We start from the raw sequence: 23,106 nt of genomic DNA on the forward strand, positions 1-23,106 counted from the left end.
AGGTCCTGTTCAATTTTTGTGAGGCAATGTTGAAGCCTAAGACTACCCATAAAAAAACGCATCCGAAGATGCGTTTTTTTATTAGAGGCTAAATTACCAGCCTAAAGCTTCTTGCTGTTTCTTGATCAGCTCTTGGATGCCCTTCTCAGCCATTTCCAGCATGTCATTACATTGACTACGGGTAAATGGCTTGTCTTCTGCAGTACCCTGAATTTCAATGAATTCACCAGCTTGAGTCATCACGACATTCAGGTCAGTTTGGCAGTTAGAATCTTCTTCATAGCAAAGATCCAGTAATACTTCATCTTTGAAGATACCCACAGAAATTGCAGCAACCAGACCTTTAAGTGGATCTTGCTTGATTTTTTTCTTCTCAAGCAACACATTCATCGCATCAATCAATGCTACCGCAGCACCGGTAATAGAGGCTGTACGTGTCCCGCCATCTGCCTGGATCACATCACAGTCGATAGTAATCGTATTTTCACCGAGTTTTTTCAGGTCCACCATAGCGCGCAGGCTACGGCCGATCAGACGCTGGATTTCCTGAGTACGGCCACTCTGTTTGCCACGTGCCGCTTCACGGTCGCTACGGGTATGTGTTGAACGTGGCAGCATGCCATATTCTGCGGTTACCCAGCCTTGGCCCTGACCTTTCAGGAAACGGGGAACCGAGTTGTCAATGCTGGCAGTACAAAGCACTTTAGTATGACCAAATTCAACCAATACTGAACCTTCCGCATAACGTGTGTAATTGCGGGTAATTTTGATGTCACGTAATTGATCTAATGCTCGCTGGTCGATACGCATAAATAAGTCCTGCTTTGACTGAAAAATAATTGCGGCTCAGTATAGCAGAAGCCTCTGCCAAGATTGCCCGGCCCTTGGCATGATTTACAAAATCAATTCAGTCTTGTTCGATCAAAATACAAAATCAGGCCATCTGAATGGCGCTGCGTGATTGCCGATTTTTTGTTAAACTTAAAGGGAAATATCGAGAAGATTTTTATGTCTTTACGTGCAGAACGCAAACAGCAAAGTCATCAGGCAATACTAGATGCCGCACTGGTACTGAGTAGCCGTGGTCGTGCATTTAGCAATATCAGCCTGCGTGAACTGTCCCGTGAAGTTGGACTGGTGCCGACGGCGTTCTACCGGCATTTTAAGGACATGCAGCAATTGGGTCTGGAACTGCTCGACCAAGTCGCCATTAATTTAAAAGGTGTCTTAAATCGGCTGGTAGAAGCTTACTTGTATCAAGTACATTCAGATACTGAAACCTCAATTGGTCTTTTCCTTCAGGCTGTTGAAGAACATCCTGAGCCATGGCTATTTTTTAGTACAGAACGTTGGGGCGGATCAGACTTTTTGCGGACCAGTATTGAGCGAGAACTGCAATTTTTAGTTGCTGATCTGGTCGATGAGCTGGGAAATCTTTATTCCGCTCAGGGAATCAAATCGCCTCAACACTTGAAGCTGCTGGTCCAGATGCTCGTGGATTTATCCTTGAATTGGGCGATGGGTTGGCTGAGTATTCAAGGTCTGTCAGATGTCAATCTTCAACAAAGTCGCGCAGCAGAATTTAAAGCTCAGACGGTTATTCAGATGCAACTGCTATTTCAGGACATTCATGCATGAACAGCCTTCAGGCAGCTAGAATAGATATTTTCAACAATAAAAAACCTGCAGCAAGGTGCAGGTTTTTTTTAAGATCAGCAGAAATTATTTTGCCTTACGCTCTTTTTCTACCAGGAAATTTACCACCTGAATTACTTTGGCATCATCACCCTGAACGACATACTTACCATTCACGGTCACGGCTGGTACACCCGTTAACTGATAAGATGCGGCCAGATTTTTCGCCTGGGCGATTTTTGAAGAAATCGGGAATGATTTATACGTACTGTTAAATTTCGCTTCTGAAATACCATAACGGGTATAGAACTTGGCGAGTTGTGCTTGTTCTAAAATTGGTTTTTGCTTCGCATGGATATCATGGAACAACTGCAAGTGCGCTTTTTGACGAACACCCAGGGCTTCAGACACATAATAGGCACGTGCTGCCTGTTCCCATAGTGGGTTCATCGCAGCTGGAGTACGGACAAAACGAATATCTTTAGGCAGTTGTTTCAACCAGGTCTGCATATGCGGTTCAAGTGTGTAGCAGTGACCACAGCCATACCAGAAGAATTCACGTACTTCGATTTTTCCCGGCTTTTCAACTTTGACTGGCTTAGCCAGCACTTGATAGTCTTGGCCTGCTACAAAGTTGGCCATCGCACTGCCAGAAAATGCTAAAACAGATGCAGCAACAGTGCCTAAAATAAATTTTTTCATTGGAATTATGATCCTCTAAATCTTTATGATTAGCTTATGCAGATACTATAAATCAAATATGCGGCTTTCGTTTTTATTCTGTGAACTTTTTTAAGGCTTTTATCGCTTTTTTTGCAGGAAGCGCTACACTAATCAACATTGAACTTTTTTAAAATATAACGACTTGATTGAGGTGACACCGATGTCGCAATTGAATGTTGATCCACAAGAAATTGCCAAATTTGAAGCTTTCGCAGCCATATGGTGGGATCAGCATTCCGAGTTCCGCCCTTTACACATGATTAATCCACTACGTCTGAACTGGATTGACGAACATGCTGGCGGCTTGAGCGGCAAAAAAGTTCTGGATGTAGGCTGTGGCGGCGGCATTCTGGCCGAAAGCATGGCACGCCGTGGGGCTGATGTGCTTGGTATCGATATGGGTGAAGCACCCCTGAATGTGGCACGTCTACATGCGGAACAGGAAGGTGTCAGCAATATTCAATACCGTCAGGTTCCTGTTGAGCAACTCGCCGAGGAACAGGCGGGACAATACGATGTGGTGACCTGCATGGAAATGCTGGAGCATGTTCCAGATCCGGCATCGATCATTCAGGCTTGCCATAAACTGGTAAAACCAGGCGGTCATGTGTTCTTCTCGACCATTAACCGTAATCCGAAGTCCTATCTGTTTGCCATTATTGGTGCAGAATATGTGCTGCGTATGCTGGCACGTGGTACGCATGACTACAGCAAATTTATCAAGCCATCTGAACTGGCGCATGACATCCGCAACGCTGGTCTGAAATTAAAAGATATGACGGGTCTGCACTATAACCCGCTGACCAAACGTTACTGGTTAGCGCCAAATGTAGATGTTAACTATATGGTCTATACGGCAAAAGAACAGGCGAATGGAGCTGCTGAATGAAAGCAGTTCTCTTTGACCTCGATGGTACCTTAATTGACACTGCTGCCGACTTTGTCCGCATTATTCAGGATATGTGCCGCGAAGAAGGCCGTGAAGTAGTAGCACCAGAGTTGATCCGCACTCAGGTTTCAGAAGGTGCTCGTGCCATGGTCAAGCTGGTCTATCCGGAACTCGAGCTGGAAGATCCTCTCCTGCTGGCGCATCGTCAGCGTTTCTTAGACCTGTATGGTGCCGATATTGCAGTAGATACTGACCTATTTGACGGCATGTATCCACTGCTGGAAGCTTTGGAGGCACGCAGTATTCCTTGGGGTATTGTCACCAATAAACCACGCTGGTTAAGTGAATCGCTGCTTGCGGTATTGAATCTCTCAGAGCGCTGTTCGGTACTGGTCTGCCCGGAAGATGTGGGCCGTACCAAACCGGATCCGGAGCCGATGTATCTGGCAGCAAAACAGATTGACCTGGCGGCTGAAGACTGTATCTATGTCGGCGATCATCCACGTGATATCGATGCCGGACGTGCGGCCAATATGTATACTATTCTGGCAGCCTATGGTTATCTGCCTTTAGAACATAAAGATAATTTAAACACTTGGCAGGCCGATTGTATCGTGCATAGTGTAGAAGAATTACATCAACGAATTCAGGATCTGGTTTTAAAGCCAGTACTCGGCTAAAACTCAGGTTCCGGTCAGAACATTAAACTTCACAACAATAAGCAAGAAATAAGGAGGTCGTTCATGAAGTATTCAGAATATCAACCTCGCTCAGACCTGTTAAAGGATCGTATTATCCTGATCACAGGTGCCGGCGATGGCATTGGACGTGCAGCAGCGATCAGCTATGCCCTGCATGGCGCGACGGTAGTGCTGCATGGTCGCACCCTGAACAAGCTTGAAGTCATCTATGATGAAATTGAAGGTTTGGGTGCACCACGCCCGGCAATTCTGCCTTTACAGCTTTCCAGTGCTTCTGAGCGTGATTATGAGCTCCTGTTCGAAACGCTGAGTAAACAGTTTGGTCGTCTGGACGGAATTCTGCATAATGCAGGCATTCTCGGTGAACGTACTGAACTGGCAAACTATAGCCCCGGCGTCTGGGATGATGTAATGGCTGTCAACCTGCGTGCACCCTTTGTGCTGACTCAGGCCCTGCTTCCTCTGCTCGAAAAATCTGAGCATGCTTCTGTGGTCTTTACCAGTTCAGGTGTAGGCCGCCAGGTGCGTGAACGCTGGGGAGCTTATTCAGTTTCCAAGGTTGCCATTGAAGCGGTAAGCCAGCTATTTGCCAAAGAAAATGTACATCCACATGTGCGTTTTAACTGCATTAATCCGGGTGCAACCCGGACTGCGATGCGTTCTAAAGCCTATCCGGATGAAGATCCACTAACCTTGCCAACCCCGGAATCGATTATGCCGGCTTATCTTTACCTGATGGGTGATGACAGTCTGCATATGAATGGTCAAAGTATTGATGCGCAGGATTAACTGCTGATTAAAGTGAAAATGATTGAAATGAGGGAGCCTTGGTTCCCTTTTTTATTGCTATTTTAGAATGAAATAATGCATAAATCTTATCTGACTCCACCCTGGTCGCATTGAGTTTCGCTAAAATTCACCCATACTATCGCTAACAGATTTTGATTCGAGTGCAACATGACTGACCTAAACAACATCACCGTGACCACTTTGGAAGATGGCATGGTGTCACTTCTGATTGATCAGCAGCCGGTTTCTGAAAAATACGGCGTGAAGTTTGAAGCCAGTATTGTGGACGACATCAAAGCACTCGAAAATGGCAGCAAGCTGAAACTATTCGAGCAGTTTATCTTTTCCCATACCGATCTGAACTTTGAACATGCCTATTACTATGTCACAGGTATTGAAAAACTGGATGATGGCTACCGTCTGGCTAAACATTTTGTGTATCGCATTAAAATTGAAAATCAGCCGGATATCGAACATGTAATTAGCAATCAGGGCAAGCCCATGACCACGGATGATGTACGTGCCTTTATTAATGCACATATCCAGAAGTCCCTGACTGACTATACCGATCTGAACTACGCTTACTAAGCCAGGGTTAAACCGATATAAGAGCACGCCAAGCGTGTTCTTTTTTTATTCGGAAAATCTGTTAAAAACAGCTATAAATCGGTTTTTTACATATTAATAATAATTTTATTCGGTTTTTCAAATTAAAGCCTGAGCGCTATGATGCCTGTATTCAAGATGATGACCAGATAAAGGAGAATCCAGCATGGCTGACCAAAAACGTAAAATCGAGACTATTCGCCATATTGAAAGCCTGCAATTATCAGCTACCTTGATTCAAGCTTTAGATGATGCGACTGAAGCGGAATGTGTGGCTGAAGCGATCCAGTCGTTACAGGGTTTGACTGAACAATGGAACTAGTTCAGACCTGCAAATATTGAGGTACTATTCGACTGGAATACAGGAGATAAATTGCCCTAATTAACCGGGTTTCTCTTGACCTCACCATACATTAGCCTCAGGATAGTATTCCACAGCTTCTCAAGCGCTTAGCCTGTATGAAGTGTTCAAAAACTACTGAAATCATGGCATAGTCATAATCTCTCTGCATTCTTTAAAGAATACATGCCTGATCTTCACAGTTTCTCTGCAATTTTTGCGTAAATTAGACTGTAGAAAATGAACAATTGATTGAGGGTTCACCATGAAAAAGCTTTTGGTTGCTTTGACAATGTCTATCAGTACATTAATGCTGACGAATGTTGCCAATGCTGCGCCGCATTTTGATGATGAACGTCATATGGATCAACGTCAAGGTCAGTCTAAAAAATTCCGTGATCGCGCAGATGATGATCATGAAGACCGCCGCCGCATGCGTGAAGAGCGTGGTGTCAAGCGTTTACAGCAAATGAAATGGCAACCCGGCTATGTCATGCCACAGCATTATCGCGGTAATGGTTATAAAGTTGAATATAGAGACCACAAGTTGCCAAAACCGGACCGCAGACAGCAATGGTATAAAGTCAATAATGAATACATTCTGGTCGATTCGGACAACCACAGTATTATTCGAATTCTTGGACATTAAATCCTTACATTTTCATAGACCCAACTTGTTTGGGTCTTTTTTATTTTAGCCAGGTGGTATTGGATGCTGTTCTTGACTAAAAAAACCTGTAATTTCCTCTTATTCTTCTTTTTTTCTTCATAAATTTAACAATTCGCCTAAATTGCCCTCACGGTTTCTCTCTACTGATTCGCTAATTTAGTCTCATCGAAACGATAATGATGAATTCAGGTGAATGCCATGAAAAAAGTGTTAACAACAATCGCTTTATCCTTGAGTGCTTTAGTTGCAACTTCTGCAATGGCTGCACCGCAACACGATCCGCGTTATGCGCCACATAAACCGGCACCGCATTGGGATCATAAAGATGCGAAAAAATGGGACGATCGCCGTGATGACCGTCGCTGGAATGATAAACGCTATAACAACCGCGTGGTAAATCCAAGCCGTGACTGGCGTGTCGGTCAAAAGCTGCCTAACCAGTATGACAACCGCCGTTTTGAAGTAAGTGGTTATGAAGCACGCCGTCTGCCAAATGCAGGCAGAAATCAGCAGTGGTACAAAATCAATGGTGATTATGTGCTAGTCAATGAGCGTAATGACAAGATTATCCGTATCCTCAACTAAATCTCAATTCTGTATCTTTTCTCCATTGCACCTGAAGCCCACGCTTCAGGTGTTTTTTTATTGCTGTACTTCGTTCCCGGGTTTTTTTAGAATCAAATTCAATTAAGTATTATTTTCTCATATAGGCCAGCGCATGAATCCAGCAGAACCGTCTCAAAGCACAACTTTGCAATATGTGCATTGGTTTCGCCATTCTGCGCCCTATATTAATGCGCACCGTAACAAGACCTTCGTGATCATGTTTGATGGCGAGGCGGTGCTGCATGACAATTTCCAGCATATTATTCACGATATTGCCCTGCTGCATTCTCTCGGAATTCATCTGATTCTGGTGCATGGTGCGCGTCCACAGATCAACCTGAATCTGGCAGCAAGTCAGATCATCACGCCTTTTCATCGTCAGCGCCGAATCACAACCCGTGAATCGTTGAGCTGTGTCATGAATGCTGTGGGTTCAATCCGCCTGCAGATTGAAGCCTTGCTCTCAATGGGACTGGCCAACTCACCCATGTATGGCGCCCGTATTGATGTCGTATCCGGTAATTTTGTTACTGCCAAGCCTTACGGGATTCGTGACGGTATTGATTTCCAGTTAACTGGTGAAGTCCGTACCGTAGACACCAATGCGATTCAGCGTCATCTTGACAGCCATAACATTGTGGTGCTTGGACCAACCGGTTATTCCACCACTGGCGAAGTGTTCAACCTGCTGGCTGAAGAAGTTGCGACCAAAACTGCGATTCGTATCAAGGCGGACAAGCTGATTTTCCTGGGTAAACAGCATGGCCTGCTGAATATGGATGGACAATTGCAACGTGAAGTGCAGCCAAGTCAGCTGGATGCTTATATTATGCAGGATGCTCAAGACCTGCCATCCGAACTGAGCTTGCAACTTCGCGCTGCACAGGAAGCCTCGATGAATGGCGTCAACCGTGTGCATCTGATTTCCTATGCTCATGATGGCGCGCTGCTGGAAGAACTGTTCACCCGAGATGGTTCCGGCACCCTGATTACCGATGCCCATTATGAAGATGTACGTATGGCTACCATTCAGGATGTTGGCGGTCTGATTAACCTGCTACGGCCTTTGGAAGAAGAAGGCATTCTGGTGTATCGCTCACGCGAACGTCTGGAAAACGAAATTGAACAGTTCGCGGTCATTGAACGTGACGGCATGATTCTGGCCTGTGCCGCGTTATATCCGATTCCAACCACAGGCAATGAGCTGCGTTCTGCTGAAATTGCCTGTGTCGCTGTCGATCCAAGTTATCGCAAGTCCAACCGCGGCAGCCAGATTCTGAATTATCTGGAAGATAAAGCCCGGAGCATGGGTATTCAGCAACTGTTTATTCTGACCACACGCACTGCACACTGGTTCCTGGAACAAGGCTTTGAACAATCCTCTGTCGATGATCTGCCCGATGCCCGTCAGGCGCTATATAACTATCAGCGTAATTCCCTGGTTTGTAAAAAGTCACTTTAATGTGACTTTTTATTTGTTTATATATCTTATTTTTTGCTAAAGATATGTGGATTTCTTAAGTATTTAACTTAAAAAGCTTTGCATGGATTTTCATATCCATATCTTTATATTTTATTAAAAAAATTATGTATACATTTCAATAACTTAAATTATGTAAAAATTAAATTCCATAAAGATTCCAAATCACTTTTCTACATAAGTTTTTCGCTTTTTTATTTATCTTTTTTTCTCATTAGAAATTCCCGAATTGTTATTTTTTTGGAAAATAAAAAACGATTAGCGTATGCCTAACTTGTCTATTCCATCTAATTGGCTTTTTGTCAGGAGTTTATATTCATGCGCCAATCTACGGTTAAATTCATTGCAAAAACAGCAGCCCTGAGTACTGCTATTGCTGGCGTGATGTTGCTCTCTGGCTGCTCTAAAAAAGAAGAAAGTGTAACGCTGAATATCGGTTTCCAAAAATATGGCGTCCTTCCAATCTTGAAAGAACGCGGCACGTTGGAAACTTTATTAAAACAACAGGGCGTAAATGTGAAATGGGTGGAATTCCCGGCAGGTCCACAATTACTTGAAGGTCTGAATGTAGGCAGTGTGTCTTTTGGTGAAGCCGGTGAAGCACCGCCAATCTTTGCTCAGGCAGCCAACTCAAATCTGGTGTATGTCGCAAACCAACCTGAAGCACCTAAGGCTGAAGCTCTGATTGTACAAAAAGACTCAAATATTCAGTCCGTCCAGGACCTGAAAGGCAAACGTGTTGCACTCAACAAAGGCTCAAATGTTCATTATTTACTATTAAAAGTCCTTGAAGCCAATAATCTGAAACTCAGCGATATTGAAGTGGTGTACCTGCCACCTTCTGATGCACGTGCCGCTTTTGAGCGTGGAGCGGTTGATGCCTGGGTGATCTGGGATCCATTCTTTGCGGCAGCAGAACATCAGATTGGTGCACGTGTGATTGCAACTGGTGAGAATATCGTGAGTAATCATCAGTTCTATCTGGCTGATCGTAAGTTCGCTGAAGCGAATCCACAGATCATTGATGCGGTAGTGAATGAGCTGAACCTGACTACTGAATGGGTATCTAACCATCAGGATGAGGCAGCGAAACTTCTAGAAAAACCGACAGGCCTGGCATTCGACGTATTGAAAACTTCAATTTCACGAATGGGCTTTGGGGTAAAACCGCTCACGCCAGAAGTGGCGCAAAAACAGCAGCAGGTCGCTGATGCCTTTTATGGTCAGCAACTGATTCCAGCAAAACTGAATATTCAATCAGCAATTTTAACCAAATAAATCATAAGAAAATATCAGGGGATCTAATAATGACTCAACATCAGCGACACAACAAAGCAATCACACGGTTCAAAACCTCCAGTCATGCTATGAATGCCGTATTAGTTGCTTGTGCGATGTTGGGTTCAAGTGCCGCTTGGGCAGTTGATCCGTCAGTGAAACAGCTTCGTGTAGGCTACCAAAAAGCTTCGGTAAACCTGGTCATTGCACAACAGCAAAAGCTACTTGAACAGGAATTTCCAAATGCAAAAATCAGCTGGAACGAATTTCCAGGCGGACCACAAATTTTAGAAGCATTAGCTGTAGGTTCTATTGATATCGGTGCGACTGGAGACACTCCTCCTGTCTATGCTCAAGCTGGTAATAAACCATTGCATTATTTTGCTTATGAAACTGCAAAACCGCTCTCTTCTGCCATTCTGGTACAACACAATTCCAAAATTACCAAATTGAGCCAGCTCAAAGGTAAACGTGTCGGCGTTCATCGCGGTTCCAGCTCGCATTATTTACTGGTCCAGGCAGTACGTAAGGCAGGTTTGCAATGGACCGATATCCAGCCAATCTGGTTAAGCCCTGCGGATGCACGCGCAGCTTTCCAGAAAGGTGCGATTGATGCCTGGGCGATTTGGGACCCGTACTATGCTGCAGCGCAAGTAGAAGATAAAGCCAGAGTCTTAGCTTCAGGGAAAGGCTTAAGTCCCAATTATACCTTCTATCTGGCTTCAGAAAGTTTAATTAAAAAACACCCGCAAGCATTAAAAGGAATTATCAAACAGGTCAATGTTGCAGATAAATGGGTACAGCGTCATAAAACTGAAACTGCAAAAATCTTTGCGCAAAGTACTGGCTTAACACCAATTGTCAGCCAGACCTTTATCCAGCGTCGTCCTAATCCATCTGGTGCTGCACCGCTCACCAAGAAAGTGATTGCCGACCAGCAAGAACTCGCGAACCGTTTTAGCGAACTCAAGATCATTCCAAAATCTATCAATATTCAGCAAGCCGTTTGGGCAGGCAAATAATTCAAGGATCAAAGACATGAAAATTTTCTGGTTTATTCCGACACATGGTGACAGCCGCTACTTAGGTACCAGCAAAGGTGCACGCCAGGTCGATCATGCTTATATGAAACAGATTGCAGTTGCGGTCGATAACCTGGGCTATGAAGGTGTACTGATTCCAACAGGCCGTTCATGTGAAGATCCATGGTTAACCGCAGCCAGCCTGATTGACGCGACCAAGAAATTGAAATTCTTGGTTGCGCTACGTCCGGGTGTAACGACTCCTGCACTGGCTGCACGTATGGCAGCAACCTTTGACCGTTTATCTGGTGGCCGTGTCTTGCTAAATCTGGTCACTGGTGGTGATGAGCAGGAACTAAAAGGCGACGGCGTGTATGAAGATCACGAAACCCGCTACAAGACTGCAACTGAATACACGACAATCTGGCGTGAAATCCTGAAACGCTCTCACACGGGTGAAAGCTTCACTTTCCACGGTGAACGCTTAAGTGTAGACGATGCAAAATTGCTCTATCCACCCGTTCAAGAACCCCATCCTCCACTGTGGTTCGGCGGTTCTTCAGATGCGGCGATTGAACTTGCAACAGATCAGGTTGACACTTACCTGACTTGGGGTGAACCACCTGCAGCAGTCAAAGAAAAGATTGAAAATGTCCGTGCCAAAGCTGAAGCGAAAGGCCGTAAGCTTAGCTACGGTATTCGTTTACATGTGATTGTTCGTGAAACCAATGAAGAAGCATGGAAGGCCGCAGAAGAGCTGATCCAGTATGTGGATGATGCAACCATTGCGGCAGCTCAGGCAAAATTCAAGCAAATGGATTCAGTCGGTCAGCGTCGTATGGCTGAACTGCACAATGGCGACCGTAGCAAACTTGAAGTCTCTCCAAACCTTTGGGCAGGTGTCGGACTGGTACGTGGTGGCGCAGGGACAGCACTGGTAGGTGACCCTGAAACTGTCGCAGCACGTATTCAGGAATATGCTGACTTGGGTATCGATACCTTTATCTTCTCGGGCTACCCACATCTGGAGGAGTCGATCCGTTTTGCTGAACTGGTATTTCCACTTTTACCACTTGAAACCCAGAAAAAATTGACTCAGCCAAACCTGACAGGTCCATTCGGTGAAATTGTGGCAAATAACTACACGCCAGATGAGAACAAGAAGGCTGCGAGTGTTCAGGAGCCAGCTTAATGTCGAAAGTCGTTTCTGTTGAAACCATTGCAGAAAAGAAGGTTTCACGTGGAACACAACTCGGGCAGCGTTTGCTACCCTGGTTAGTTCCCATTGGATTAATTTTGATCTGGCAGATCGCGTCAAGTACCGGCCTGCTGGAAAGCCGAATTTTGCCTGCACCGAGTGCAGTCATCGCCGCATTCTGGGCTCTGCTGATGAGTGGTGAACTCTGGACCCATGTAAAAGTCAGTGCTGGCCGTGCCCTGAGTGGTTTACTGGTGGGTGGGGGTTTGGGGCTGCTTCTAGGTTTACTGAATGGTTCATCCAAAGCTGCCTCTACCCTGCTCGATACCACTTTACAGATGATCCGGAACATCCCTGCCCTGGCCCTAATTCCACTGGTGATTTTATGGTTCGGCATCGATGAATCAGCCAAGCTGTTTCTGGTCGCTATCGGCGTGTTCTTCCCGATCTATATCAATACCTATCATGGTATTCGCTCAGTCGATCCGCAGCTGATCGAAATGGGTAAAAGCTATGGGCTCACCCGTTGGCAACTGTATAAAGAAATTATTTTACCGGGCGCAATGCCTTCGATTCTGGTGGGTTTACGTTTCTCGTTAGGTTTAGTGTGGGTACTGCTGATTGTGGCTGAAACCATTTCTGCACAGTCCGGGATTGGTTATATGACCATGAATGCACGTGAATTCCTGCAAACCGATGTGGTACTGGTCGGTATTTTACTGTATGCCCTACTTGGCAAACTGGCGGATGTTCTGGCGGTTGCCTTGGAACGTTTCCTGCTGCGCTGGCATGCTGGCTATCAAAAATAAATGAATAATATTGAGGAGCATATGATGACTGATCTCAGCTTAGGGCGTCTCGCCAATGACCAAACTGCACCACAAGACTATGCTGCGGCAGATATTGATCCCCATGCAGTCATCGGTGCCGAAATTATTATTGAACAGCTGCATAAGTTCTATGGCTCGGTCAAGGTTCTGGAAGATCTGGATCTGCATATTCAGCCGGGCGAATTCCTGGCAATTGTCGGGCGTAGTGGTTGTGGTAAAAGTACCCTGCTGCGTCTGATTGCCGATCTGGAAAAACAGAGCTACGGCGAAATCAAGTTCAAGTCAGCACGTCATATTCGTGAAGGTATTACTGCGGACGATATTCGGGTGATGTTCCAGGATCCGCGTTTGTTGCCATGGCGGAGCATTGAACAGAATGTGCAATTGGGCTTGCCGAAAGATCAGCATGCCAATGCATCAAGCATGCTGGAGAAAGTCGGCTTAAAGGAAAAAGCAGGGCTATGGCCATCGCAACTGTCGGGTGGTCAGCGTCAACGTACAGCCTTGGCACGTGCTTTATCCCATAAACCACGTATCCTGCTCTTGGATGAACCATTAGGTGCCCTGGATGCCTTGACCCGCCTTGACATGCAGAACCTGATCGAGAAGTTATGGACTGAACAGGGCTTTACTGCGATCTTGGTGACTCATGATGTCAGTGAAGCCGTACAGTTAGCAGATCGCATCATCCTGCTGGACAAAGGTCATATTGCCAAAGAGTTCCGTGTCAACTTGCCACGTCCACGTCAGAAAGGAATTCAGTTTGCTGAACTGGAACAGCAAGTTCTGAATGCCGTACTGGCAACCTAAAAAGAAACAAAACCCGGACTTAGCTCCGGGTTTTCACTTTGAAGGATAGATAATTCTTAGAATTTCATCAAAATTAAAATTACAGTCCATCTTAAAAATAAAATGTCATGAATCTGACATTAATTAAACTGATTTCTCAATAACAAAAGGCTTCAAAATAATTTAAACATTTTCAAAAGCTTGATTTTTATACTGGGATTCGCTAGTTTTGTAGGGATTACATAGTTGATCTACAGAATAAATCATCATTATTCAAAAAATTAGACTTCTACTTTGTGCACAAATCTGATGATTTGCCGTACAATTCAATATTCCCTTTTTTAATTGTTTTTATATTGCTGATGGAACAAAAAAAGAGTACTCAAAAGCGCAACCAGCTGCTCAGTGCCGCTCTAGACGTTTTTTCCCTATATGGTTTTAGTGGGGCAAGTCTGGACGAAATCGCACAAATTGCAGAAATGCATAAATCTAATATTTTCTATTACTATGAAAATAAAGAAGCTCTCTATGTAGAAGTGTTAACCACCGTACTGCAAAAGTGGCTTGCACCGCTGCAAATGCTTGAAGCCGAGCTAGAACCGGAAGAAGCGATCACCAATTATCTGATGCAGAAAATTGAAGTATCACGTACGCAACCGAAAGCATCTCGCCTGTTTGCATTGGAAGTGATCCAGGGGGCACCACATATTCTGGAAATCCTGAAAGGTCCACTGAAAAAACTGGTGAAACGTAAAGCCAAGGTGATCAGTAACTGGCAGGAACAGGGCAAGATTTCTAAAGATATTGACCCTGAACTGCTGATCCTGAATATCTGGGCAGTGACACAGAACTATGCCGACTTTGCCATACAGATGGAAATGGTGACCGGCAAAACGCTGCGTAACCGTAGCATGCAGCAGCGTGTGATTCAACATACTGTACATATGATGCTTTATGGTGTACTACCACGTCCTGAACAAAATGCATAAGTTTTGCTTGGCATACGACCATAGTCATTATGGTCGCCGATCCGGTCTTTGACCTTATTCTTATTTTAACATCTGATATAAAAATAACAGTTTTTGCGCGCCTAACAATAAGTTCTCCTCCCAGTCGAGATGCGCTGTGTCATTGGCACCATCGGTAATGTATTTTACAGAAATCAGGCGTACGCCAAGTTTCTTGCATACCTTGGCCAGTGCATAGCCTTCCATGTCGACCAGTTGGCAGGGCACTTTCGGTTGTCCTGTTTCGAAGCTATCTCCGGTTCCGCAAATACCCTTGGGCAAATGATCAAAGAAAGGCTCAAGCTCGATTGCTCCCGGGAAATGCTGATCCATCGGGGTTAAGCCGACGTCAAAACCGAGTGGTGAAACATCCATATCGCGCTGCACAAACTGGCTGACTTCGACCAGGGCATGCGCATCAAAATGCGAACTGCCTGCCGTACCCAGGTTCAATAAAGTCTTGCAGCCTGTGTTCTGAATCACTTCAAAGGCTTTAAAGGCTGCGTTGACTTTGCCAATACCGCTATAATGCACATCAATACCTTGTGCTTCAAATAAGCCTTTGGATTCATTGGGCAAAGCCATAATCAGTGCATGTTCAGACATTGGGTTTCCATATCAATTTTAAAATACTGGACTATTAAAAGATAAACAGGTAAGCACTGCAAATAAAAATCGATTTCTGCTCAGCAGAAAATGGTCTCTGCCCTGTCTGCTATAAACCTGTTTAAACTGCCAGAAAAGTAAAGCTAGCTCTGATTATTAGAGCGCTAAGGAAGCAGGAAATATTGATTAATTTTTATTTTATTCAGCCGATTAAGTTCTGGGCTAAAGATTTTTAAATAAAAGATATTGCATAAAAACACAACAACAAGACGAAACGTAAAGATTATGGCAATATATAGCCTCTTCGAATTTCCAAGCACCTGATTCGCCCATGAAGCTGCTCCGTCTAAATGCCTTATCGTCTCGCACAGAGTTACCTAAAACGGTGGTTACCATTGGTAATTTTGACGGTGTGCATTTAGGTCATCAGGTCATGATCAAACAGCTGAAAGCCGTGGCGGAACAGCAGCAGCTGAAAAGCGTGGTCATGATCTTTGAACCACAGCCACTGGAATATTTCAAAGGCTATGAGGCCCCACCCCGTATATCATCTTTACGTGAAAAGGTGGAATACCTGACTGAACTGGGTGTGGACTATATTGCGGTGGCGAAATTTGATGAAAGTTTCCGTAGTCTGAATGCAGAACAGTTTGCCGATATTCTAAAAGATAAACTGAATGCCGAGCATCTGGTGCTGGGTGATGATTTCCACTTCGGTAAACACCGTCAGGGCAATAGCGAATTCCTGCGTAACTATGGTTTTCAGGTCACCAATCTGGATACCGTACAACTCGACGGCGAACGTGTCAGTTCGACCCGTATCCGTCAGACACTACAAGCAGGCGATCTTGCCCTGGCTGCCAAACTCCTGGGGCGCCCTTATAGCATTACCGGGCGGGTACAATATGGCGACCAGATCGGCCGCACCATTGATTTTCCGACCATTAATGTGCGCTTAAACCGCCATAGACCGTGTTTGCAGGGTATTTATGGCGTGGAAGTGGTGTGTGAAACCGAACCTTTAAAAGATAAAGCTAGAGCTGGTGATGCAAGCAAAACAGGCATTGCTGGCTATGACCCCACCGGTCTGTTTGGCGCCGGACATGTCGGGACCCGCCCGGCCATTCAGCAGGAACAACCAGAATGGCGATTAGAAGTACATTTCCCTGATGTTTCTGCTAATCTGTATGGCCTGTTGATGCGGGTGACATTCTTAAACTATTTGCATGGCGAAAAGAATTATCCTTCGCTTGAAGCCCTAAAAGCCGGAATTGATGACGATGTCGAGAAACTACTTGAGTTTCGTCGAAATCACCCCACATTTCCCTTTTAATCCCCCATATTTTTATTGTAAAACGTGTCTGTCAAATGACAGATTGAATTGGAAGACAACTTGCATGAGCGATAAGCAAACTCCTGAAAATGCAGTGGATTACAAAGCCACGCTAAACCTCCCAGGTACTGACTTTGCAATGAAGGCAAATCTGGCAGTACGTGAAGCGAAATGGTTAGAAGAGTGGTATGCCGACAACATTTATCAGCAGATTCGTGAGTCGCGTATTGGCAAGAAAAAATATGTACTTCATGACGGCCCTCCGTACGCAAACGGCCAAATCCACTTGGGCCATGCAGTCAATAAAGTTTTAAAAGACATCATTATTAAAAGCCGTGTCATGGATGGCTTTGATGCCCCATATGTACCGGGCTGGGACTGTCACGGTCTTCCAATCGAACTGAAAGTTGAAGAAAAAGTCGGTAAAGTCGGCGTGAAAGTCGATGCGTCTACCTTCCGTAAAGCTTGCCGTGAATATGCCTACACCCAAGTTGAATTACAAAAGAAAGATTTTGTACGTATGGGTGTGTTCGGTGATTGGGACAATCCGTACCTGACCATGAACTTCAAACAAGAAGCGGATATTGTTCGCTCACTGGGTGCAATCGCAAAAGCTGGTCATATCGAACCAGGTCTGAAACCGGTCAACTGGTGTCTGGACTGTGGTTCATCTCTGGCTGAAGCAGAAGTTGAATATGAAGATAAAAAATCAGACGCGATTGACGTCGGTTTCACTGTAGTCGATCTGGCTGACCTGTCTGCACGTTTAGGTGTAGAAGTCGCTGACCGTACTGATATCGTGATCTGGACCACAACGCCTTGGACGCTTCCTGCGAACCAAGCCGTTGCCCTGCATGCTGAAATTGAATATCAACTGGTGAAAGCGCGTGGCGAAGAAAAAGCGGCGCAAAACTTTATCCTGGCGAAAGATCTGGTGGAATCTGCAACTGAACGCTACGGTTTTACCACTGTTGAAGTCATTGCTGATTTTGCCGGTAGCAAACTTGAGCACCTGATTCTGCAACATCCACTGATTAACGATCGTCAAGTGTCTGTAATCTTGGGCGAACACGTGATTGCCACCAGTGGTACCGGTGCAGTGCATACGGCGCCTGGCCATGGTGTGGATGACTATAAAGTTGGCTTGCTGTACAACCTGAAAGTAGAAAATCCAGTGGGTGGTAACGGTGTGTATTTACCAACGTCTCCACTGTTTGCTGGCGAGCATATCTACAAAGCCAATCCACAAATTATTGCTGCATTAGCAGAGGCCAACAAGCTTTGGGCACATCACCCAATCAAACACAGCTACCCGCACTGCTGGCGTCATAAAACCCCAATTATCTTCCGTGCGACACCACAATGGTTCATCAGCATGGATGCCAAAGGCTTACGTCAAGGCGCATTGAATGCGATCGAAAACGAGATCAGCTTTGTGCCGGACTGGGGTAAAAACCGTATCCAAGCAATGATTGAAGGCCGTCCAGACTGGTGTATCTCTCGTCAACGGACTTGGGGTGTGCCAATTCCGTTCTTCGTACATAAAGATACCAATGAGCTACATCCTCGTACGCCTGAACTGATCGAAGAAGTCGCTAAACTGATTGAACAGGAAGGTATTGATGGTTGGTACAACCGTGATGCACGCGAGTTCATCGGTGATGATGCTGAACAGTACAATGCGGTACGTGACACGCTAGACGTATGGTTCGACTCGGGTACAACACACTACGCTGTATTACGTGAACGTGAAGAACTACAAGATCCTGCGGATCTTTACCTTGAAGGTTCAGACCAACACCGTGGCTGGTTCCAGTCTTCGTTGTTAACCTCGATTGCCATCAACGAACGCGCACCATATAAAGGCTTGCTGACGCACGGCTTCGTGGTGGATGAGAAAGGCCGCAAGATGTCAAAATCGTTGGGTAACATTATTACCCCACAAGACATCATTAAAGATATGGGTGCAGACGGTTTACGCTTCTGGATCGCATCGGCGGACTACCGCTATGAAATGACTGCAGGTAAAGAAATCTTTAGCCGTGCATCTGATGGTTACCGTCGTATCCGTAACACACTGCGTTTCTTACTTGCCAACTTGAATGGCTTCAAACCATCAACTGATGCGCTTCCTGTAAATCAATTGATCGCGCTTGATCAATACATCTTGCAACGTGCCTCAGAAGTGCAAGAAACCATTAAGAAAGCATACGAAGATATGAACTTCCATATCGTGACCAATGCCTTAACCAACTTCTGTATCAACGACTTGGGTGGTTTCTACCTCGACATCATCAAAGACCGTCAATACACCACCAAAGCCGATTCTCAGGCACGTCACTCTGCACAAACTGCACTGTATCATCTGGTACAGGCATTCGTACGCTGGATGGCACCGATCTTGAGCTTTACTGCACAAGAAGCTTGGCCACTGATTCCTGAGCAGTCAGAGAAATATGTGTTCACTGCTGAATGGTATGATATTCCAGCTGCATCTACTGCGAACTTGGTGACTGAAGCTGAATGGCAAACGCTGATTTCGGTAAAATCTGCAGTGAACAAGTTTATTGAAGCGGCGCGTACTGAAAAAACAGTGGGTTCGAACCTGTCTGCCAAAGTTGAACTTTGGGCGTCGAACGAGCTGAAAGCGGTATTGGACAAACTGGGTGATGAACTGCGTTTTGTACTGATTACCTCTCAAGTGATCGTGAATGACTTTGAAGCTGCCCAAGGTGAAGCATCTGATCTGGAAGGTTTGAATGTGAAAGTTTCTGCAGCAGACGGCGAGAAATGTGTACGCTGCTGGCATGTACTTCCTGATGTAAACACACATGCATCACACCCAGGCTTGTGTGGCCGCTGTATCATCAACCTGCCGACAGGCCAAGGCGAAGAGAGAAAATATGCCTAATCCACAAGAAAAAAAGGGCTTATTCCAGTTCTATCCTCACAACTTGTGGTGGTTAGGTCTGACTATTGTTTCAATTATTCTGGATCAATGGACCAAATGGATTGCGACCACTAGTCTGAATTACGCAGATCCAGTACCCGTCCTGCCCTTTTTAAATTGGACATTACTGCATAACTATGGCGCAGCCTTTAGTTTTCTGTCCGATGCCGGTGGATGGCAACGTTATTTCTTTACTTCGCTGGCAGGAGTAGTGTCTGTGATTTTCGTGTTCTGGCTGATGCGTATGCCAAAGAACATGAAAGTTTTACCTTTGGCCGTTGCCCTGATTCTGGGCGGTGCCATCGGCAACCTGATTGACCGTGTTTCTCTCGGCTATGTAGTCGATTTTATTCATGTTTATTATCAGAATAGCCACTTCCCTGCCTTTAACCTTGCAGACAGTGCCATTACGTTAGGTACTATTTTAATGCTGATTGACACCTTCTTCTTAGAAGGAAAACGCAACCAACAGCAGGCGAAATAACATGACTGATTTTATTAATCCTAACGAGGAAACTCGTATTGAAGCTGGCTCTAAGGTTGAGCTTCATTTCTCAGTAGCCATTGAAAATGGTGTTGAAATTGACAATACCCGCAGTCGTACTGAGCCGGTAAGTCTGGTGATGGGCGATGGCAGCTTGCTACCAGGCTTTGAAAAAGCGCTGTTCGGTTTACGCGCCGGTGACCGTCGTACCGTAAGTCTTCCTCCTGAAGATGCTTTCGGTCCATGGAATCCTGAAAACGTACAAAAATTTGATACTGTGAAATTTGGCGAACGTCCAATTGAAGGTCATATGATCGAGTTTGAAGACAAAGCGAAACAAAGCCTGTATGGCGTGGTGAAAACCGTCGGTGATGACATCACTGAAGTGGATTTCAACCACCCGCTAGCTGGCAAGAATATTACTTTTGAAGTAGAAATCTTTAAAGTAACCCCAGCCGGTCAACAAGGTGTGAAATTGATGTAAGCATTATTTCACGACAAAGCGCCTTCGGGCGCTTTTTTTAGTGCAGATATCAAGATACAAATCATGCCTATTCATCCTTGCTTATTCTGATTAATTTAAATTGAGTGAAGCAATGACAGGATAATAAGATGAAGATTTACATCATTGTAGGCAGTATTCGCGAAGGACGTGTAGCGATCAAAGTAGCTGACTGGATCTTTAAACAAATTAAAACCTATCACTTCAGTACATTGGAAGCTGAAATTGTCGATCTGAAAGAATGGGACCTGCCGATGTTTGCTGGCGCACATCCTCCACTCACCGGTATTTATGACCAGCCTAAACAACAGGAATGGGCTGATTTCATTGCACTCGCAGATGCCATTATTTTTATCAGCCCGGAATATAACCATGGCTACAGTCCAGCCCTAAAAAACGCCCTGGATTATCTGGGTAAGGAATGGCAAGGCAAACCGGCGGCTTATGTCGGCTATGGTGCGACCAACGGTTCGCGCTCTATCGATCAGATCCGTCAGGTTGGTACGCAGCTTGGTTTAGTGGATACCAATGCGGTAATCGAAATCCGTGATATTTTTAGTCGTGCGAAGGACTATACCTTTGAAGGAAATGAATTTGATAATAAAACCCTACGAGGTGTAGTAGACAAGCTGATTCAGTACGTCAGTGCATAAGTTGCTGCGGACAGCCACGTCCGTTTTAGCTTACAAGCCAAGCAGAAATCACTGCTATTTGCCTACAAATATACACGCTATATTTAAGTCATCACTGGACAGGATGTCCAATAGCGATACAAGAATAAGAAAAAGCGCATCACAACAGGAAGTTGCCAGATCCGACAGGAGTCAGATCTTCATAGCAAATCCAAAAGGCCTCGACATCCTGTCGAGGCCTTTTACTTCCTGGGTTGTCTATAAGCTTAAATATTCCCGCTCTCTTGCTGCAAATTTCAGCACCACTGTACGCTATGGCGTACAAGTATTGGGGAGAATTGAGGCTATACCAAATCCGGAATTCCTCTTATAGTTAAGACATACAGGACAGGATGTCTTGAAGAATAAAAAACAATAAATGCAGCAGGAAGTTGATCGGTATGACAGGAGTTATACCTTGATAAATGAATCTGGAAAAGCCCTGACAGGATGTCAGGGCTTTTTCTTTTATACCTTTATAAGAAGCATATTTTTACTCTTAAATGAAAAGAGGATTCCTAAGAATCCTCCTATCTATATAAAAATTATGACTTAAAGCGCTGTGAGCTTTAACAAACGTGCCTGAGGACCATCTTCAATCACCCAGATGCCCCCATCCTGAGCCTGTACTGCGCCACGAATCCCTGCTTTCATATCGAGCCGTTGAACTTCTTTGGCAGGTTGCTGCATTGTATCTATAATAATAATTGCCTTGGAAGAAAGACCTGTGGCTATCGCTTTATTTTGCCATTGCGGGAACATTTTTCCGGTATAGAAGTTCAGGTCAGATGGAGAGATTACCGGCGTCCAGTCCAATACAGGTGCTTCAAATTCAGGTCGGGTACTGTGGTCAGGAATTGGCTTTCCATCATAATGATCACCATTTGATACTAAAGGATAGCCATAATTTTTAGCCTTGATAATCTTGTTTAGTTCATCACCGCCCTTCGGTCCCATTTCAATGACCCAGAGCTGCCCTTTGGGATCAAACGCCATTCCCAGAGGATTACGGTGTCCAAGACTCCAAACCTGCTGGGCAATTTCACCCTGATTCATAAAGGGATTATCGGCAGGGATCGAGCCATCATCGTTCAGGCGAATAATTTTACCGACGTTAGACTTCATATCTTGTGCAGGATCAAACTGTTGACGTTCACCCGAGCTGATCCAGAGCTTGCCATCCGGCCCGAATACAATTCGGTGTCCATAGTGGCCCTGCCCCGAAGAAAATTTAGGAACCTGAGTCCAGATTTTTTCGATCTGGGTGAGCTGTGGTGTACTACGCTTCAAATCCAACTTGCCACGAATTACTACTGCGCCATAACCGCCTTGACCCTGTTCAGCATAGCTCAGATAGATCCATGGGGTATTGGCGAAATCAGGATGTAATGCGACATCTCCCAAGCCGCCCTGACCGCCATAAGCCACTTTTGGGGTGCCTTTAATTACAGTCTTTTTCTTGGTTTCTGGATCGAATAAATACAGTCTGCCTTTACGCTCGGTAACCAATAGATGACCATCCTTTAAAGGTGCTATCGCCCATGGTTCATTAAACTCGGCAATATTATTAACCTTATAGGCTTGCTGTACTTGAGTGGAAGAAGGTGCAGTTACAGTTTCGGAAGTAGAGTTTGCCGCTTCCGGACTCTTATTGAGTTCCTGTGACGTCTTGTTCTGTGCATGACAGGCAGTCAGGCTATAAGGGATAAAGCCTAAACACAACATTGCTGCGAGATGAACCTGTTTCATTGTTATTCTACATACTTATTAAAACGAATAACTTACAATTTAGCATCTCAAACGCTCACTAAAAGCATAAAAAGGTTAACAATCGTAAACGAAAATAACCCTAGCTTGCGCCGATAAGTCTTAACTATATTGAAACTATCCCTTGATACAGGCTGAATTACATTAGATTTTCACCTGATAGATCTGTTGGCCCGCAGTTTTCAGTAAGCAATCAATTGATCAGATCTCGCGCATAAAAAAACACCCCC

General features: G+C 45.0%; 24 protein-coding genes. 20 read left to right on the plus strand and 4 right to left on the minus strand.

Annotated features, from left to right (window positions below; all coding sequences use genetic code 11):
• Positions 1–93 precede the first annotated feature (93 nt).
• Entirely contained in the window at positions 94–810 is a 717-nt protein-coding gene (rph, locus tag B3D47_RS13285; RefSeq protein WP_004813903.1) for a ribonuclease PH, read from the minus strand.
• Positions 811–1,008: 198 nt separating this feature from the next.
• On the opposite strand from rph, the gene B3D47_RS13290 reads away from it, so the two are divergent.
• Positions 1,009–1,638, plus strand: coding sequence for a TetR family transcriptional regulator (locus B3D47_RS13290; RefSeq protein ID WP_005220473.1), 630 nt, complete (start codon positions 1,009–1,011; stop codon positions 1,636–1,638).
• Positions 1,639–1,722: 84 nt separating this feature from the next.
• Here the strand turns inward: B3D47_RS13290 and B3D47_RS13295 are convergent, their stop codons facing one another.
• Positions 1,723–2,337, minus strand: coding sequence for a thiol:disulfide interchange protein DsbA/DsbL (locus B3D47_RS13295; protein ID WP_004813905.1), 615 nt, complete (start codon positions 2,335–2,337; stop codon positions 1,723–1,725).
• Positions 2,338–2,518: 181 nt separating this feature from the next.
• On the opposite strand from B3D47_RS13295, the gene ubiG reads away from it, so the two are divergent.
• The 14 genes from ubiG (at position 2,519) to B3D47_RS13365 (ending at position 14,545) form a co-directional block, all read left to right on the plus strand.
• Positions 2,519–3,247: a bifunctional 2-polyprenyl-6-hydroxyphenol methylase/3-demethylubiquinol 3-O-methyltransferase UbiG gene (ubiG, locus tag B3D47_RS13300; protein WP_048882125.1), complete on the plus strand. Its 729-nt coding sequence runs from the start codon at positions 2,519–2,521 to the stop codon at positions 3,245–3,247.
• Positions 3,244–3,927 (plus strand): HAD family hydrolase, encoded by a 684-nt coding sequence (locus tag B3D47_RS13305; protein ID WP_286862432.1) that lies wholly within the window; start codon positions 3,244–3,246, stop codon positions 3,925–3,927. Before ubiG ends, B3D47_RS13305 begins: the two co-directional genes overlap by 4 nt.
• A gap of 63 nt (positions 3,928–3,990) precedes the next feature.
• Positions 3,991–4,737, plus strand: coding sequence for a YciK family oxidoreductase (locus B3D47_RS13310; RefSeq protein WP_180185295.1), 747 nt, complete (start codon positions 3,991–3,993; stop codon positions 4,735–4,737).
• A gap of 168 nt (positions 4,738–4,905) precedes the next feature.
• A complete protein-coding gene (locus tag B3D47_RS13315) occupies positions 4,906–5,325 on the plus strand; it encodes a hypothetical protein (RefSeq protein ID WP_004813913.1) in 420 nt (139 codons plus the stop codon).
• Positions 5,326–5,509: 184 nt separating this feature from the next.
• Positions 5,510–5,665, plus strand: a complete 156-nt coding sequence (locus B3D47_RS13320; protein WP_167367438.1) for a hypothetical protein — start codon at positions 5,510–5,512, stop codon at positions 5,663–5,665.
• A 283-nt stretch (positions 5,666–5,948) separates the two neighbouring features.
• A complete protein-coding gene (locus B3D47_RS13325; protein WP_286862434.1) occupies positions 5,949–6,332 on the plus strand; it encodes an RcnB family protein in 384 nt (127 codons plus the stop codon).
• A 219-nt stretch (positions 6,333–6,551) separates the two neighbouring features.
• Complete coding sequence (locus B3D47_RS13330; protein ID WP_048882123.1) at positions 6,552–6,938, plus strand: RcnB family protein; 387 nt, start codon at positions 6,552–6,554, stop codon at positions 6,936–6,938.
• Between the two features lie 133 nt (positions 6,939–7,071).
• Positions 7,072–8,421, plus strand: a complete 1,350-nt coding sequence (gene argA / locus B3D47_RS13335) for an amino-acid N-acetyltransferase (protein WP_286862437.1) — start codon at positions 7,072–7,074, stop codon at positions 8,419–8,421.
• A gap of 336 nt (positions 8,422–8,757) precedes the next feature.
• Complete coding sequence (locus B3D47_RS13340) at positions 8,758–9,717, plus strand: sulfonate ABC transporter substrate-binding protein (protein ID WP_286862439.1); 960 nt, start codon at positions 8,758–8,760, stop codon at positions 9,715–9,717.
• Between the two features lie 29 nt (positions 9,718–9,746).
• Positions 9,747–10,739: a sulfonate ABC transporter substrate-binding protein gene (locus B3D47_RS13345; protein ID WP_376747598.1), complete on the plus strand. Its 993-nt coding sequence runs from the start codon at positions 9,747–9,749 to the stop codon at positions 10,737–10,739.
• A gap of 16 nt (positions 10,740–10,755) precedes the next feature.
• A complete protein-coding gene (gene ssuD / locus B3D47_RS13350; protein WP_262468036.1) occupies positions 10,756–11,931 on the plus strand; it encodes an FMNH2-dependent alkanesulfonate monooxygenase in 1,176 nt (391 codons plus the stop codon).
• Positions 11,931–12,746 (plus strand): aliphatic sulfonate ABC transporter permease SsuC, encoded by an 816-nt coding sequence (ssuC, locus tag B3D47_RS13355; protein ID WP_278363845.1) that lies wholly within the window; start codon positions 11,931–11,933, stop codon positions 12,744–12,746. The genes ssuD and ssuC overlap by 1 nt, the downstream gene beginning before the upstream one ends.
• Before the next feature lie 24 nt (positions 12,747–12,770).
• Complete coding sequence (locus B3D47_RS13360) at positions 12,771–13,577, plus strand: ABC transporter ATP-binding protein (protein ID WP_008305908.1); 807 nt, start codon at positions 12,771–12,773, stop codon at positions 13,575–13,577.
• Between the two features lie 332 nt (positions 13,578–13,909).
• Positions 13,910–14,545, plus strand: a complete 636-nt coding sequence (locus tag B3D47_RS13365; RefSeq protein ID WP_171058634.1) for a TetR family transcriptional regulator C-terminal domain-containing protein — start codon at positions 13,910–13,912, stop codon at positions 14,543–14,545.
• 60 nt (positions 14,546–14,605) lie between these two features.
• Here the strand turns inward: B3D47_RS13365 and B3D47_RS13370 are convergent, their stop codons facing one another.
• Positions 14,606–15,169 (minus strand): 5'-nucleosidase, encoded by a 564-nt coding sequence (locus B3D47_RS13370; RefSeq protein ID WP_008305913.1) that lies wholly within the window; start codon positions 15,167–15,169, stop codon positions 14,606–14,608.
• A gap of 331 nt (positions 15,170–15,500) precedes the next feature.
• On the opposite strand from B3D47_RS13370, the gene ribF reads away from it, so the two are divergent.
• The 5 genes from ribF (at position 15,501) to B3D47_RS13395 (ending at position 21,091) form a co-directional block, all read left to right on the plus strand.
• Positions 15,501–16,502, plus strand: a complete 1,002-nt coding sequence (gene ribF, locus B3D47_RS13375) for a bifunctional riboflavin kinase/FAD synthetase (protein ID WP_008305915.1) — start codon at positions 15,501–15,503, stop codon at positions 16,500–16,502.
• A gap of 64 nt (positions 16,503–16,566) precedes the next feature.
• Positions 16,567–19,413: an isoleucine--tRNA ligase gene (gene ileS / locus B3D47_RS13380; RefSeq protein ID WP_286862445.1), complete on the plus strand. Its 2,847-nt coding sequence runs from the start codon at positions 16,567–16,569 to the stop codon at positions 19,411–19,413.
• Positions 19,406–19,936: a signal peptidase II gene (lspA, locus tag B3D47_RS13385; protein WP_004813944.1), complete on the plus strand. Its 531-nt coding sequence runs from the start codon at positions 19,406–19,408 to the stop codon at positions 19,934–19,936. Before ileS ends, lspA begins: the two co-directional genes overlap by 8 nt.
• 1 nt (position 19,937) lies before the next feature.
• Positions 19,938–20,420 carry an FKBP-type peptidyl-prolyl cis-trans isomerase gene (locus B3D47_RS13390; RefSeq protein WP_004890959.1) on the plus strand — a complete coding sequence of 161 codons (483 nt, stop codon included), beginning with the start codon at positions 19,938–19,940 and terminating at the stop codon, positions 20,418–20,420.
• A 128-nt stretch (positions 20,421–20,548) separates the two neighbouring features.
• Positions 20,549–21,091 carry an NADPH-dependent FMN reductase gene (locus tag B3D47_RS13395; protein ID WP_004890962.1) on the plus strand — a complete coding sequence of 181 codons (543 nt, stop codon included), beginning with the start codon at positions 20,549–20,551 and terminating at the stop codon, positions 21,089–21,091.
• A gap of 570 nt (positions 21,092–21,661) precedes the next feature.
• Here B3D47_RS13395 and B3D47_RS13400 read toward each other — a convergent pair.
• Entirely contained in the window at positions 21,662–22,858 is a 1,197-nt protein-coding gene (locus B3D47_RS13400) for a PQQ-dependent sugar dehydrogenase (RefSeq protein ID WP_286862447.1), read from the minus strand.
• Between the last annotated feature and the right edge of the window lie 248 nt (positions 22,859–23,106).

It is taken from the genome of Acinetobacter sp. UBA3461 (assembly GCF_002381195.1).
Lineage (GTDB): Bacteria > Pseudomonadota > Gammaproteobacteria > Pseudomonadales > Moraxellaceae > Acinetobacter > Acinetobacter schindleri.